Origin of the sequence: Xenorhabdus stockiae (genome assembly GCF_002632825.1) — a bacterium.
Lineage (GTDB): Bacteria > Pseudomonadota > Gammaproteobacteria > Enterobacterales > Enterobacteriaceae > Xenorhabdus > Xenorhabdus stockiae.
On sequence record NZ_NJAJ01000007.1, the window covers coordinates 44,911 to 60,555 of the forward strand.

The following is a 15,645-nucleotide window of genomic DNA, read 5'->3' on the forward strand; positions in this document are numbered from 1 at the left end:
TACACTAATATTCTTATATGTTCACTACATGTATATTTTTAATCTTTCGGGTTGCCCCTTAATTCATAAAATGAATGAATAGTAGCTTCCGCCAGACTGGAGGCTGTGTCCACTATCTTCAGTGACTGGTTTCTCTTGTTTTTTATAAGGGGGCTGATATCAGTACAGGCAATCAGTAATACATGAACCTTTAATGCCTGTGCACAGGATAATATTGTATCCCATATAGCGACAACCTCCTCATGCTCAAACCCTTTCTCTTTAATTAACGTAATCAGTTTTGTTGTGTTATTACGCAATTCTGCTGATGAAACAGGTTCTTTCCCTACAGCCTGAATGCGGGCCTGATAAAATCCAGCTTCAATTGTGGGCTCTGTACCAATGATTGCTATTTTTGTGTCATCAGGTGTTATTTTTTGGAGTGCACAATCAGCGATATGTAAGACAGGTATACCGATACTGACCTTTTCTATTTCACTGTAATATATGTGCGCAATATTGCAGGGAATCACAATCAGATTTACTTCTGCTTTAACTAAATCTGCAATACCCGTTTGTAATGCTTGAACCATTTTCCTATTATCAATAGCTTGCCCCGGATAAAAAGGAGTCGGTAAAGAGATGATATGCATTTTGGGAAAATCTATATCGTTTTTTGCACCATAAAGAGACTGGGATGCATTAACGAGCATATCGATAAAAGGTGCCGTTGATCTTGGTCCCATTCCAGCAAGCACACCGATTGAATAAGACATTGCTTTATCTCTCTATTTTTTATAGACACAGTTAATCAAAAATATCTATTTCACTTTTTTATCATTGTTTGTTTTTTATCCAGTTTACTGAATCGTCGCCTAACACTTCCTGTACACTGATACTGCCTTGAGCATTTAACTCTGTACATAGATGCTGGAAGGTTTCTTTAAATACAACACCTTTATCATCTAATGGATTATGGCCTGTGATTTGTATTTGCAGCCGTGCAGGCATATTTTCAGTCGTGGGATGCGTTTTTGAAACCAATTCAGCAATATTGAAATTCTGGGTTGTGAACAGATTGGTAAAACGCTCGACAATGCCGGGAGAATCATCCACATCTACCCGAACTGAAATAGTAGAAGGAAATTTTTTTGCCGCGCCACTGCGGGTGCGCTTCATTACAACAAGTAATTCGAGTTCAGCGGCTCTTTGTGGCAGGGTCGATTCAATCAGGGTAATCGCGTTCCAGCTACCGGACAGCAGCATAATAAAGGTAAATTCTTCGCCAAACATTGCCAGACGGCTGTCCTCAATATTACCGCCGCATGTATTAACAAGGCGGGTGATGGTGTTGACGATTCCGGGGCGGTCTACACCAAGAGCTGTGAGCACTAAAAAATGTTGTTTTGATTTCGGCAAAGCGATTTTCCTTATCTATGGTCGATGGCTGCGGGTACATGTCGCTACTAAACATAAAAAATGATCAAGAGAAGGTCAATGGCATTTATAAGAGATGGAGCACGATTATAATCTCTGTTTAATTGTCTACACTTGATATTAACAAAAATCATCGAAATCATAGGGTCAAAGAGTTTCCTTCCTTATGACAAGAAAGTACCATGATTTTCTTATTTGTAGTGTAAGACTCATTTTAGAGGAAATGGTAATGGAGAGTGGTCACTTCGATTTTACAGGCAGTATGGTTGCGATAATCACACCGATGGATTCAACTGGCCGGGTTGATAAGAGCAGTTTGAAAAAATTGATTGATTACCATGTTGCCAGTGGTACGGCATCAATTGTTTCTGTCGGAACAACCGGGGAATGTGCCACGCTTAACCATGATGAACATGTCGATGTTGTACTGACAACACTCGAATTAGCTGATGGTCGTATTCCTATTATTGCCGGAACAGGTGCGAATGCTACTGCGGAAGCAATATCGCTGACCCGATGCTTTGAAAATACAGGTGTTGTTGGTTGCCTGTCTGTGACACCTTATTATAATAAGCCTTCGCAGGAAGGTTTGTATCAGCACTATAAAGCAATAGCTGAGAATACCGACTTACCACAAATTCTGTATAATGTACCATCGCGTACCGGATGTGATTTGCTGCCACCGACTGTTGCACGTTTGGCGAAACTGAAAAATATTGTCGCAATCAAGGAAGCAACGGGGAACTTAAGTCGTGTCAGCCAGATCCAAGAACTGGTTAATGATGAAAGTTTTATTCTGTTAAGTGGTGATGATGCAAGTTTTCTCGACTTTATGTATCTTGGCGGAAAAGGAACGATTTCTGTAACAGCGAATGTAGCGGCAGCAGAAATGGCACAAATTTGTCAGTTGGCTTCTCGTGGTGAATTTGCGAAAGCGCGTAGCCTGAACAGTAGCCTGCAGGAATTGCATCATAAACTATTTGTTGAACCTAGCCCGGCACCAGCTAAATGGGCATGTCATAAACTGGGACTGATTGCCAGCGATACATTGCGTCTGCCAATGGTTCCGCTGACGCAAGAAGGGCAAATTTCAGTTGAGAACGCCTTGAAAATGGCTGAATTACTGTAAAATTTAGGGAATTTTAATGGCAACATTATTGCAAAAATCGAAGGTCATGAAGGTTGCTGGCCTGTCATTGGTCGTCTTGCTGGCAGCCTGTTCCAGCGATCAGAGCTATAAACATCAAGTGAGTGGTGATGAATCTTATCTTGATACCCCCCCTCTGAAGTTATTGAATATTCCTGCTGGGATGAACTTACCTCTGCAAAATGGTGAATATGATATTCCATCTGTGGTTCCACAAGGGAATGTCGGAAAATCGGTTGATATACGTCCACCGTTGCAGACCGTGGCGCTATTAGCGGGTTCCCGTGTTGAAAGTAGCGCACAAAGCAGTAAGCTGTTGCTTGAAAATACCCCTGAGTACAGCAAATTGTGGTCACAAGTAAATAGTTTTCTGGCGGAAAAAGGCTATCCGATTAGCCAGAAAGATGACGCAGCCCAGACATTGACAACTGACTGGATTTTGTGGCCTCGATCAGATGAAAATGTTCCTTATAAGGTTCGTTACCACATTTCTGTGGTTCAGCAGGGCTACCAAATTGTTTTAACAGTTTCAGGTGCAGGTCTGGAACAGGGTGATAAAGCGGTTAACACCCCGTCGGAAATCCAGCGTTACAACACCTTGATGCTAAATGCGCTGACTGGTTATCTGAACGACCAAAAAGAAGCTTCAGCGCAGCATAATACGCAGAATGATGGTGCTTTATCGGTACAAAGTGGCGGTGATAATACAGGTTTGCCACAAATTATCGTCCGTGCACCATATAACGTGATCTGGAACAGGCTGCCTTACGCGTTGGAAAGCATAGGTATGCAGGTGAATGATCGTACCCGTTCGACTGGTGCGATAGAGGTTACTTATAAAGGTTTATCTTCTTCCGGCTGGAAAGCATTAGGTGTGGAAGCACCAACTATTAGCGAAGGCAACTATAAGTTACAGGTAGGCGATTTGGATAACCGGAGCAGCCTGCAATTTATCAGCGAAAAAGGTAAGCCGCTGACTCAGTCTGAAAATGATCAAATGGTAGAGGTGCTACAAGCAGCATTTAGCAAAGCTACAAATAAATAATATATAAAGGGGCTTCGGCCCCTTTATACACTTTGTCTTTCAAGTTGCCTCTTTGTTGGCTGCGTTTGTTCACCCCGGTCACATAGTTATCTATGCTCCCGGGGGTTCACTATCTTGCCGCCGCGACGCATCTTGAAATCCATTGTGTATATAGTTAAGTAAATTTTTTGTTTAATAGTCCGTTTAAAGATGTCATATCTCTGGAGTGTAATATGCAGAAAAAAGCTGAGTTGTATCGTGGAAAAGCAAAAACAGTGTATGCCACTGATAATCCTGACTTGCTTGTGCTGGAATTCCGTAATGATACATCAGCATTGGATGGTGAACGCATTGAACAGTTTGATCGTAAGGGAATGGTAAACAATAAATTTAACCACTTCATTATGAGTAAGCTGGAAGAGGCGGGTATTCCAACCCAACTGGAACAGTTGCTGTCAGATAATGAATCTCTGGTTAAGAAGCTTGATATGGTGCCGGTTGAATGTGTTATCCGCAATCGCGCGGCTGGTTCGCTGGTGAAGCGTCTTGGCGTGGAAGAAGGAATGGTGCTGAATCCTCCTTTGTTTGATCTGTTTCTGAAAGATGATGCTAAGCATGATCCGATGGTGAATGAATCTTATTGCGAAACGTTCGGATGGGTCAGCAAAGAGCATTTAGCTGAGATGAAGCGCCTGAGCTATAAAGCTAATGAAGTCTTGGGTAAGTTATTTGATGATGCCGGTTTAATTTTGGTGGACTTTAAGCTGGAATTCGGCCTGTTTAAAGGGAAAGTTGTGCTAGGTGACGAATTTTCACCAGATGGCAGCCGGCTGTGGGACAAGCAGACAATGGATAAAATGGATAAAGATCGTTTTCGCCAGAGTCTTGGTGGCTTAATTGAAGCGTACGAAGAGGTAGCTCAGCGGATTGGTGTTATTTTGGATTAATAACGCAAACGATTACCTTGCTTGAATGATGGCTGATTTTGTATCAAACATGCGGATATAAAAAACAAAGGTGCTCTGTACACTAGAGCACCTTTGATTTCATAAAAAGATAATTTTAGGGGGATACCCAGCTATGGTAAGTTACAGCCAGTAATTTGTTTTTTGCTTCCAGCCTTTTTGCTGCATACAAAAACTATAGACCTGATTTCTGGAACTTTCGTTAACGTCAATGATATAACTTTCAGTCATAGGAACGCTTTGCATATATGTGCAATCTTTACCACAGGAATTTCTGACGGTTTTGAGGTGAGAAGTCTGGGCTACTTCATTTTTCACCGGGAATTGCTGTAGAGCGTTTGATTGACACTCCAAATCTGCTTCATGAAAAGGTGTTGGATTGCTCCTTGCTGGTATCCATTGAGTAGTACAACCTGTTAATAACATACTGATTGTGATTAAAAGTGCTGATTTTTTCATATTTCCTGTATGAACGCTTCCTGTTGCCGAGGAAGTGCCTCGTGACCTTTCCGCATTCACCTTATAAAAGCATCAATATCTGTCAGAAAGATAATTTGAAAGATTAATTACGTATTCGCAACTATTTTTTATAAAATATAGTGATTCATTGACTATATTTCCACTGATATTAATATTTCTACTTACATGTCTAATAATTAAGTTATCATTCTGCTCTATATCAGGATGTATATATGGAACAGAAAAATGATGAGTCACATTGATCCTACCTTACTCATTTTATTAGTACTGGCAGGGCTCGGTATTATCAGTCATAACATGACTGTAACATTGGCAATGTTGTTTTTGCTTGTTGTCCGAATAACTCCCTTGAATCAATTTTTTCCCTGGGTCGAAAAATATGGTTTAACACTGGGGATCTTAATACTCACCATCGGTGTTATGGCTCCTATCGCAAGTGGCAAAATATCTGCACAGGATATATTCAGTTCATTCCTAAACTGGAAATCATTGCTTGCTATTGCTGTCGGCGTTCTTGTGTCATGGCTGGGAAGCAGGGGAGTATCCCTGATGTCAAATCAGCCATCGACCGTAGCCGGGTTATTGGTCGGCACGGTGCTCGGTGTTGCTTTATTTAAAGGTGTTCCGGTTGGCCCATTAATTGCGGCAGGCATATTATCCATTGTGATTGGAAAATCATGACAGGAATGAATTTTGAATGGAAAACGTTGCAGGAGCAGATGCAACGACAAGGACAGCGTCGTTTACTGGTGCTCAGCGGAGAAACTCAGTGGAGTGAACAGATTGTTGCCTCTCTGAAAAACCAGCTACAGGGGGACTGGATAACAGTAGCATCTGGTACTTCCGGTTCTGTTGAGCCAATAAAAGCAATCGGTTTACTGGGGCGTGAATTTTTGCACGGGGTCTTTGATGCCACCCGTGGCTTTAATGCCGAAGCATTAGCAATACTGGCAGGGACTCTGAAAGCAGGAAGCTGGTTGGTGATGCGTGTTCCTGCCTGGTCACAATGGGTTGATTTACCGGATGAAGACAGTTCTCGCTGGAATGAATCTGCTGGTGTGATCCCAACCCGCTATTTTATTCAGCATATCCAACAACAGCTCCTTAATTCTTCTGATTGTTTATTATGGCGTCAAAACAAGCCTTTTCAGGCATCGTTATTGCCTCAGACATTGTCGTGGAAGAAACCGGATGGGAATCCGACAGCAGGCCAGCAACTCATTCTTGAGCAAATGTTACAGGTTTCACAAGGGATTTGGGTAGTTACTGCGCCACGCGGGCGAGGCAAGTCTGCACTGGCAGGAATGCTGGCTCGTCAGTGGCAGGGAAGCTGCTGGTTATGTGCTCCGGCAAAAATAACAACTGAAGTCATTCGGCACTATGCTGAATCTTTCAATAATAGTTTTGAAGGTGGTCTTCAGAATAGCGATACAGTTTCTGGCTCGCAGCAAATACCATTCTGGTCAGTTGATAATTTACTGAAATTTATCCGGGAGAATGCGTGTCGGGAACAGGGAAATACAGACACACAGCAGAGCAATGCTGACTGGCTTTTGATTGATGAAGCGGCAGCAATTCCGACACCGCAGTTATCTGAGTTGATTCGATATTTTCCGCGTGTACTAATGGCCACAACGGTACAGGGTTACGAAGGTACCGGACGGGGATTTTTATTGAAATTCTGTGCTGCTTTGCCTGATTGTCAGATCAGGGAGTTGAAAACGCCAATGCGCTGGTCTGAAAATGATCCGCTGGAAAAGTGGCTGGATAACGCTCTACTATTTGATGACAGCAATTTGTTTTCATCGTCATTACCTGACCCTAATATTGAAAATAGTTTGTTTTTTCAGTCTATTAATCAGGCTGCGTGGTTACAACAACCTCAACTATTGCGGCAGTTTTACGGATTACTGGCAAGCGCCCATTATCGTACATCTCCCCTCGATTTACGCCGGTTACTGGATGGCAATGGAATGACATTCCTTGCTGCCATGTCTAGTTCCGATCATGCTAATCCACGATTGGTTGGTGCTCTATGGATGGTGAATGAAGGCGGGTTATCTCCGGTACTGGCACATGAAATATGGGCTGGTCGTCGTCGCCCGAGAGGTAATCTGGTAGCCCAGTCTCTGGCTGCTCATGCAGGATTTCCGCAGGCAGCAGTGATGCGTTCACAGAGAGTCAGCCGCATTGCTGTTCAGGCACAATACCGACGTATGGGGATTGCACAACGTCTGATTGCTCAGCAGTGTCAGGCCGCCCGAATCCAAAAGCTGGACTTCATTTCCGTTAGTTTTGGTTATACCGCTGAACTCTGGTCACTTTGGCAAAAATGTGGTTTTCAGTTAGTGAGGATGGGAACACACCTTGAAGCGAGTAGTGGTTGTTATGCTGCCATGGCGATCCTGCCCTTGAGTGAACAGGGGGAATGGTTGGCCCGAGCTGCACAGCAGCAGTTATCCCGTGATGCAAGTTGGCTAAAGTCGTTGACTGGGTTTGCGCTGCCTGTTGAGCATAATGATGATAATCAGCTTAATGAAAGTGATTGGCGGGAGTTGGCTGGTTTTGCATTTGCTCATCGTTCCTTGTCGTCTTCTTACTTTGCGTTGCAACGTTTGTTGTTGGTAAGTGATCTGGCTTTGCCGGCATTGAGAAAACATTTGCAACAGAAAATTGAGATTGAGCAATGTGCGCATGAGTTATCACTGAATGGGCGTAAGGCATTATTGAAATGCTGGCGGAAAGAAACGGCCCATGCTCTGGCAAATATTGATGAAATACTTGCCAGACAATGGAACGATTGGGTTATTTCTTCTGATCATCCTCTTGATGATCACTCTTTTTACCATTCGCCTGAGGCCAGTCGTCCTCATCATCCCATGAAGCATTAAGATCCCGATGAGGAGGAAGTTCCGGTTTATTATCCAAAAACTTTTTGGGGTTGAGGCGGCTAAGTTCTTTTATCGCGTTAATAATAACCCCAGCGAGTAACAGCAGGACTATCCACCAATAATCTGTTAACCAGTGCATGAGTATCCTTAAACCTCTTTTTCTGTTTTAACATATTTTTTAAAAACATAGGAGAGGTTAGCAGTCAGCCAATCGATACCGGCAATATCACGACCCTGCCATGCATTTAACAGAGTATGCTCATTGAATAGACATTCTGCTTCATGAGAAAGAGGCCAATAGCTGATATGCCACGGTTCATAGGCTACACCCAATGCACAGTTACGGGTAAATGGACGATAGAAGTCATAGCGGGACATATTTTCGGTTAACCAGTCAGTTAGTGGCTCAAAATAACCACCCGCTTCATATTCCCATGGCTCCAACAGTAGCTTTTTATCCTGAGGCAACAGAAAAGGATCATAGATATCCAATTCTGTTCCCCAATGGTGGCGGCTTGCTCCCGGCAGGGCAGACCATCGGAGAATGGCTTCACAGATTTCTCCTTCGGTCATTTTGCTGATATCAAGAGGCTGACTGTCGGCATCCAGTACCGGGCGTTGCCCACGACATTTCTCATTCCAGATAGTCTGTTGGCGGGTAAAATCACGAAACGAGCTGGCTGGTTGTAACTTAAAGCCAGCATTGGCCGCATCCCGTTGCATCGCAAGGAAGGCTTTAGTTGCATCAAATTGTAAATGGTGGCCTCCTGACAGTGCCACCAGGTGTTCTGTCGAGAGACCCGTCAATATTTCAGGCGACATCATTTGATAATTGCTCCATGATACGCTGATAAATAAGGCTTAATTCCTGTAGATCAGCGACACTGACACACTCATTGGTTTTATGAATGGTTGCGTTAATAGGCCCCAACTCTACAACCTGAGCTCCGGTTCTGGCAATAAATCGTCCGTCAGATGTACCGCCGCTGGTTGATAGTTCCGGCTTGTATCCACAATAATGGCTGATAGCTTCAACTGTCGCATCAACCAGCTCCCCTTTGCAGGTCAGGAAGGGCTGACCGGATAACCACCACTCAATATCATGTTTCAGATTATATTTCTTCAACATGCTTTCAACTCGCTGGCGGATCTCGGTATCTGTCAGTTCGGTACTGAAACGGAAGTTAAACTGAACCTTTAATTTACCCGGTATGACGTTATTACTTCCCGTACCCGCATTAATATTGACTATTTGCATACTCGTTGCAGGGAAAAACTCATTGCCATTATCCCATTTAGTATTGACGAGTTCCTGTAGGAAGGGGAGAGAATTATGAATTGGGTTATCAGCAAATTGAGGATAAGCAACATGCCCCTGAATACCATGAATGGTCACAGTTGCAGTCAGAGAGCCCCGACGACCATTCTTGATCATATCGCCAAGGCGTTTTTGGCTGGAGGGCTCACCCACCAGACAGTAATCCAGTCGCTCATGGCGAGCCATTAAAGCTTCAACGACCTTAACAGTACCGTTTATTGCGTGGGCTTCCTCATCGGAAGTAATTAAGAAAGCAAGGCGACCCTGATGATTAGGGTTTTCTGCAACAAAGCGTTCTGCTGCAACCACCATGGCAGCCAGAGATCCTTTCATATCCGCAGCACCGCGACCATATAACATACCATCACGAATGGTTGGTTCAAATGGGGGGCTTTGCCATTCTGAAATATCACCCGCAGGGACAACATCGGTATGGCCTGCCAGAGCAAACGTAGCTCCTGTTCCATGGTAGGCCCAGAAATTCAGGGTATCACCAAAAGGCATCCGTTCAATGGTAAAGCCAGCGTTTTGCAGGCGTTGGATCATAATCTCCTGACAGCCCTGATCATCGGGGCTGACGGAAGGCCTTTTAATTAATTGCTGGGTTAATTCAATCACTGGACAAGTCATTATATACGCCCCTATTAAGTTGGAAGATCTTTCTGCCTGTCATCTTTCAGGCTGCATTTTGTGGCTGCGTTTCTTTGCAGCGCTGACGCAGCCTGAAATTTACCGGGTATATTTGTAAGAGAAATTCCCTACAGTTTTCAAGCTGTAGTTTTGTCAGCTTTCTTTTAGAAACTATTGGATAGAATCACGTGAAAAAAACTGTTGGTACTGTTCAGCTTTGAAGCCCAGTAAGTAACTGCCTGTTTTTTGCGATGTGTTTTCTTCTTGAGACGCTAATAGTGGTCGTTTAATGATAGCGGGTTGTTCCAGCATCAGAGCCTTGGCTGCTTCGGCATTATTGATGGCTGATTTTTGCTCATCGGTTAGTTTGCGCCAGGTTGTTCCGCGAGTATTTAGTAAAGATTCCCAGCCTAACTGTTCAATAAATAGCTGAAGTAGATCAGGTGATAAGCCGTCAGCGCGATAGTCATGGAATCGATATGGGATCTCTTGATCTTCCAACCAACGACGTGCTTTTTTCACAGTATCGCAATTTTTGATACCGTACAGAGTGAAAGTTTTTTGAAAGGTGGTATCTGACATTATGAGATCCTTAATCCTGATTTAATCTGACATATATACCCGTTGTTTTTCAAGCTGCCTCTTGCTGGCTGGGGAAATTCATTCCCTTGTCACCGCAATACAACGCGCAACCGATGGGGTATAGCTGTTACTTTCAAGTTGCAGCCAGTTGGCTGAATCCTGAAAGGCGAAGAGTATAATGCGGGAAATTTGCCATTTTATCCAGATAACACAAACCTTGCTTATTGCTTCGGTTGAGCGGGGTTTACGTTTTCATCCGGCTAGCAATGTCCGCAAGGTTTGATCAGAGGTCAACTATACACAAGTTGGTTTGCTTTATTTAATATCAATAGATAGTTAAAATTTACAAAATACAACCATCTATATATCTGGTGAATAAATTAACTTTTAAAACTTAGTTTCATTGCAAAATAATAATATTATTTATTATAAGTTAAATTATTATAAATTTAGTTGAATTAATTATCATTAACTTTAAGGGGTTTTAATTCACAATTTCCCTGTAAATTAAAATCAGGGAAATTGTGTTATTCATTGTAGGAATTGAGCGTCGAATATTATATTAAATCTGCTTTTCTATGTTTCAGATAGGTAATGGTGGCTTCGAGGCGGGAACGGGCTTTAAGTTTTTTCAACAGGTTACGTGTATGGACTTTGACGGTTTCTTCTGAGATAAAAAGAAAGTCAGCAATTTCTTTATTCGTCATTCCTTCTGAGATTTCTTTTAAAACATCTAATTCGCGTTTGGTTAATTTGGATAAAGGATCAACATAAAGATGACGGTTAGATAAATATTGGTAAACTTTCTCACTGTATACCGCTTGTCCATTTACTGCTTTTTTAATGTTAACCAATAGAGGGCTAAGTTCAATATCTTTTAACAAATAACCATTTGCACCTGCATCCACAGCATCATAAATATCACCTCTGTTATCCGAGTCTGAGAGAACCAGAACATAGGAATCAAGCCCTTTTCGGCGTAGTGACTTAATCGTATCAATCCCTGAAAGCCCATGAATCTTCAAATCGATTAAAATGATATCTGGCTTTATTTGACAAGCGATATTAATGGCATCTTCGCCGTTATCTGTCTCCGCAGTCACAATGAGTTCTCTTTCTGATTCAATCAGCCCTTTTAAACCATGACGAATGATAGGGTGATCATCGACTATCATGACTGTATGATTATGCATATTCCTTCTCCCATAATAGAAATGCCGATCTTATGTTTTGATAAAACATAAAAAACAGAATTCTGTTTTATGTTAAATAGCTGTGTGATTTTTATAGAGTATATTGAATCATCAATAATAGAGATTCCAAAAATATATCCTGATATAAAAAATGAAATATCGCAAATAAGATTATCAATTCACATGAAATAAATTTCACAGACATAAGAAAATGATTTTCCTTAATTGCTAATAATTTTCTCAATCAAATTTTTATGATTATTTTATAGATTAATTTTTGTTTTTGTAAACTCATTTTAAAGTTGTTTCTTAAATGTCTCTTTTATTAATTCAGTGAGTTATTAATGGATAGAAAATGGAGCTACCTCTACATGAGTATAATTAGAGTCTTTCTATATAATATTGGTTAATGTGAAGCCATTAACAGATCGTTTTATACTCTCTATATTTAAGGTTGCTTCTTTGTTGATTGCTTTGCTGGCTGCATTGAATTCTGAAAACAACAGGGGATATGATCTGAAGTTTCAATGATCATTGACAAAAATGCGGTTAGCACCATGATTTAACCTTCCGTAACTATTATACTGAGCGGATTTTTACTTAGACATGACTCACAAAGGATCAGACGATGGACGAAAAATTAAAACAAAGTGCCCTTGATTTTCATGAATTTCCGCAGCCGGGGAAAATCACGATTACTCCGACTAAACCGTTGACGACACAACGTGATTTAGCTTTGGCATATTCACCGGGTGTTGCCGCTCCTTGTCTTGAAATAGCAGAAGATCCACTGATGGCATATAAATATACTGCCCGTGGTAATCTGGTGGCAGTTATCTCCAATGGTAGTGCGGTATTGGGGCTGGGAAATATCGGGGCACTGGCTGGCAAACCCGTAATGGAAGGAAAGGGAGTTCTATTCAAAAAATTCTCTGGCGTTGATGTTTTTGATATTGAAATAGATGAGTCTAATCCGGATAAATTAATTGACATCATTGCGGCATTGGAGCCGACTTTTGGTGGTATCAACCTTGAGGATATCAAAGCTCCTGAGTGCTTCTATATTGAACAAAAACTTCGTGAGCGGATGAAAATTCCTGTATTCCATGACGACCAGCATGGTACAGCAATTATCTGTACTGCCGCTGTAATTAACGGACTGCGTGTCGTTAATAAAGATATCAGCAAAGTACGGATGGTAGTATCTGGTGCGGGTGCGGCATCTATTGCCTGTATGAACCTGCTGGTGGCTTTAGGCCTGAAACGTGAAAATATTGTCGTTTGTGACTCGAAAGGTGTTATCTATCGTGGTCGCGAAGAGAATATGGAAAAAACGAAAGCCGATTACGCAATTGAAGATAATGGCAGCCGTACACTGGCTGATGTTATTCCTGATTCTGATATTTTCCTCGGATGCTCCGGCCCCGGAGTACTGACGCCAGAGATGGTGAAAACAATGGCGAAGGATCCGCTGATTATGGCACTGGCGAACCCAGAGCCGGAAATCCTGCCTCCACTGGCAAAAGCTGTGCGCCCTGACGCAATTATTTGTACAGGTCGTTCTGATTTCCCTAATCAGGTCAATAATGTGCTTTGTTTCCCATTCATCTTCCGTGGTGCACTGGATGTAGGCGCAACGACTATTAATGAAGAGATGAAACTGGCTTGTGTACACGCAATTGCTGATCTGGCGCTGGCTGAACAAAGCCAGGAAGTGGCTTCTGCTTATGGCGATCAGGATTTGTTCTTCGGCCCGGAATACATTATACCGAAGCCATTTGATCCACGTCTGATTGTGAAAATTGCACCTGCTGTAGCAAAAGCCGCGATGGATTCAGGCGTAGCAACCCGTCCTATTACCGATTTCGGTGCCTATATCGAAAAACTGAATGAGTTTGTCTACAAAACTAACTTATTCATGAAGCCTATTTTCTCTCAGGCGAAAAAAGAGAAAAAACGTATTGTACTGGCAGAAGGTGAGGATATCCGGGTACTCCACGCGACTCAGGAATTAGTTTCCCTCGGGTTGGCGTATCCTGTTCTGATTGGTCGCCCAAGCGTTATCGAAATGCGTATCAAGAAGCAGGGGCTTCATATTGAAGCAGGTAAAGACTTCGAAGTCGTTAATAACGAAAACGATCCACGTTTCAAAGAATACTGGCAGGAATATTACCAACTGATGAAGCGTCGTGGTGTTTCTCAGGATCAGGCACGCCGGACGGTTATTGGTAATCCGACTCTAATCGGTGCCATCATGGTTCATCGTGGCGAAGCTGATGGCCTGATTTGTGGTACGGTTGGTAGTTATGGTGAGCATTATCAGATTATCAAAGACGTCTTTGGTTTCCGTCAGGGTGTGCACACAGCAGGTGCAATGAATGCTTTATTGTTGCCGATGGGTAATACTTTTATTGCTGACACTTATGTTAACGAAGACCCGACCCCCGAAGAGCTGGCTGAAATTACACTGATGGCAGCAGAAACCGTGCGTCGCTTCGGTATTGAACCAAAAGTTGCTCTGTTGTCCCGTTCAAGTTTTGGTTCTTCTGACTGTGAATCTGCTCAAAAGATGCGTAAGACACTGGAGTTGGTACAACAAATGGCACCATCGCTGGAAATTGATGGTGAAATGCACGGTGATGCTGCGCTGGTGGAAAGCATTCGCCGTGACATTATGCCGGACAGCCCGTTGAAAGGTTCAGCTAACCTGCTGATTATGCCTAATATGGAAGCCGCTCGTATCAGTTATAACTTGCTGCGTGTTACCAGCTCAGATGGTGTCACAGTGGGTCCGGTGCTGATGGGGGTTTCTAAGCCTGTCCATGTACTGACACCAATCGCTTCTGTTCGCCGTATTGTTAACATGGTGGCACTGGCTGCGGTCGAAGCGCAGACTAATCCACTGTAATTGATTGGTATTATAATTTATTGCTATCAATATCCAGGTTTCATTAATTAGCCGGGATAAACAGACAAATACCCCGTCAGGTTCTTGTTTGGCGGGGTATTTTTATTTGTAAATAATTATCATTATCTATAATATGCAGGGAATTTTTAACTGGATAATGAATACCAATGAAAACATCTATCTGTATAAAAACAACTTTTTTAGCGTGTGCCTTTCTGCTTGGTGGTTGTGCGACAACATCAACAACGACACAAAGTAACTCTCAGGCAGTAAAACAAACGCTTTCCGGTGAATTAACCCAATCAGGTGTATTGCTTGACATGAGAACAGGCAAAGCCATCACTTCTGATGAATTACTTAATCAATTGGCCACTTATCCCAGAGTTATTGTGGGTGAAAAACACGATAACCCTTATCACCATCAAATTGAATTATGGCTGGTTCAGCAGCTGGAGAAAAAACGGCCTCATGGTTCCGTATTGCTGGAAATGATTAATCCGGATCAGCAAGAAAGAGTCAATAAAGTGAAAAGCTGGTTGCAGGATGATCCGATAGTCAGGGATGAACGCATTAAACAGTTGTTAGCATGGCAAGAAGGCTGGCCTTGGGAACAATATGGAAAACTGGTTGTTGAATTAGTGAAAGCACCTTATCCCTTGTTAGCCGCTAACCTGAATCGCAGTGAAATTGATCGGGCATATAAAAGTTATAAAGCCGGGGACAAAACTTCCTTAGTCTCTGAAGATGTCAAAAAGCGTATTGATGAAACCATCAAAAATTCCCATGGTGGCAATATAGATGAATTAAATCTTGCTGCAATGAGCAAAATTCAGCAACTGCGTGATCAGAGAATGGCTGAACAATTGATGAAAGCGCCATCACCTGCAATGCTGTTTGCCGGAGGATACCATGCGGTAAAAGCGATGGGAGTCCCTCAGCATGTGAAAAAAGTAGCATCTGATGAACAGGTTGTTGTGCTGGTTATTGCTGAAAAAGGCGTCGCCTTGAATAAAGAATATGCTGATTTTGTCTGGTTTACACCCAAAGTGACTGCCAAAGTAACTAAGTAGGTGTATCTATCACAAGGATGT

At 42.5% G+C, this 15,645-nt stretch carries 15 protein-coding genes; 7 read left to right on the forward strand and 8 right to left on the reverse strand.

Annotated elements, in window-relative coordinates:
• Positions 1–38: 38 nt before the first annotated feature.
• Together Xsto_RS04735 and Xsto_RS04740 are read right to left on the reverse strand one after the other, a co-directional pair.
• Positions 39–755: an aspartate/glutamate racemase family protein gene (locus Xsto_RS04735; RefSeq protein WP_099124228.1), complete on the reverse strand. Its 717-nt coding sequence runs from the start codon at positions 753–755 to the stop codon at positions 39–41.
• Positions 756–816: 61 nt separating this feature from the next.
• The gene (locus Xsto_RS04740) at positions 817–1,398 is read right to left on the reverse strand and encodes a glycine cleavage system transcriptional repressor (RefSeq protein WP_099124229.1); all 582 of its coding nucleotides are present in this window, start codon (positions 1,396–1,398) and stop codon (positions 817–819) included.
• Between the two features lie 247 nt (positions 1,399–1,645).
• On the opposite strand from Xsto_RS04740, the gene dapA reads away from it, so the two are divergent.
• The 3 genes from dapA (at position 1,646) to purC (ending at position 4,534) form a co-directional block, all read left to right on the forward strand.
• Positions 1,646–2,545, forward strand: a complete 900-nt coding sequence (gene dapA, locus Xsto_RS04745) for a 4-hydroxy-tetrahydrodipicolinate synthase (protein WP_099124230.1) — start codon at positions 1,646–1,648, stop codon at positions 2,543–2,545.
• 16 nt (positions 2,546–2,561) lie between these two features.
• Entirely contained in the window at positions 2,562–3,608 is a 1,047-nt protein-coding gene (bamC, locus tag Xsto_RS04750) for an outer membrane protein assembly factor BamC (protein ID WP_099124231.1), read from the forward strand.
• Positions 3,609–3,820: 212 nt separating this feature from the next.
• Entirely contained in the window at positions 3,821–4,534 is a 714-nt protein-coding gene (gene purC / locus Xsto_RS04755; RefSeq protein WP_099110892.1) for a phosphoribosylaminoimidazolesuccinocarboxamide synthase, read from the forward strand.
• A 141-nt stretch (positions 4,535–4,675) separates the two neighbouring features.
• Here the strand turns inward: purC and Xsto_RS04760 are convergent, their stop codons facing one another.
• Complete coding sequence (locus Xsto_RS04760) at positions 4,676–5,011, reverse strand: hypothetical protein (RefSeq protein ID WP_099110893.1); 336 nt, start codon at positions 5,009–5,011, stop codon at positions 4,676–4,678.
• A 249-nt stretch (positions 5,012–5,260) separates the two neighbouring features.
• Between Xsto_RS04760 and Xsto_RS04765 the strand changes: the two genes are divergently transcribed.
• Both Xsto_RS04765 and Xsto_RS04770 read left to right on the forward strand, forming a co-directional pair.
• Positions 5,261–5,713 (forward strand): DUF441 domain-containing protein, encoded by a 453-nt coding sequence (locus Xsto_RS04765; protein ID WP_099110919.1) that lies wholly within the window; start codon positions 5,261–5,263, stop codon positions 5,711–5,713.
• Positions 5,710–7,923, forward strand: coding sequence for a tRNA(Met) cytidine acetyltransferase TmcA (locus tag Xsto_RS04770; RefSeq protein WP_099124232.1), 2,214 nt, complete (start codon positions 5,710–5,712; stop codon positions 7,921–7,923). The genes Xsto_RS04765 and Xsto_RS04770 overlap by 4 nt, the downstream gene beginning before the upstream one ends.
• On the opposite strand, the gene Xsto_RS04775 is transcribed toward Xsto_RS04770, so the two are convergent.
• The 5 genes from Xsto_RS04775 to Xsto_RS04795 form a co-directional block, all read right to left on the reverse strand.
• Entirely contained in the window at positions 7,838–8,062 is a 225-nt protein-coding gene (locus tag Xsto_RS04775; RefSeq protein WP_099124233.1) for a YpfN family protein, read from the reverse strand. The genes Xsto_RS04770 and Xsto_RS04775 overlap by 86 nt on opposite strands.
• Positions 8,063–8,070: 8 nt before the next feature.
• Positions 8,071–8,748, reverse strand: coding sequence for a M15 family metallopeptidase (locus Xsto_RS04780; protein WP_099124234.1), 678 nt, complete (start codon positions 8,746–8,748; stop codon positions 8,071–8,073).
• Entirely contained in the window at positions 8,735–9,871 is a 1,137-nt protein-coding gene (gene dapE / locus Xsto_RS04785; RefSeq protein ID WP_099110897.1) for a succinyl-diaminopimelate desuccinylase, read from the reverse strand. The genes Xsto_RS04780 and dapE overlap by 14 nt, the downstream gene beginning before the upstream one ends.
• A gap of 171 nt (positions 9,872–10,042) precedes the next feature.
• Entirely contained in the window at positions 10,043–10,453 is a 411-nt protein-coding gene (locus Xsto_RS04790; protein WP_099124235.1) for an ArsC family reductase, read from the reverse strand.
• A gap of 557 nt (positions 10,454–11,010) precedes the next feature.
• A complete protein-coding gene (locus Xsto_RS04795; protein WP_099110899.1) occupies positions 11,011–11,646 on the reverse strand; it encodes a response regulator in 636 nt (211 codons plus the stop codon).
• 628 nt (positions 11,647–12,274) lie between these two features.
• Here Xsto_RS04795 and maeB point away from each other — a divergent pair.
• Positions 12,275–14,554, forward strand: a complete 2,280-nt coding sequence (maeB, locus tag Xsto_RS04800) for an NADP-dependent oxaloacetate-decarboxylating malate dehydrogenase (RefSeq protein WP_099110900.1) — start codon at positions 12,275–12,277, stop codon at positions 14,552–14,554.
• Between the two features lie 167 nt (positions 14,555–14,721).
• Positions 14,722–15,624 (forward strand): ChaN family lipoprotein, encoded by a 903-nt coding sequence (locus Xsto_RS04805; RefSeq protein ID WP_099124236.1) that lies wholly within the window; start codon positions 14,722–14,724, stop codon positions 15,622–15,624.
• The last annotated feature ends 21 nt before the right edge of the window (positions 15,625–15,645 follow it).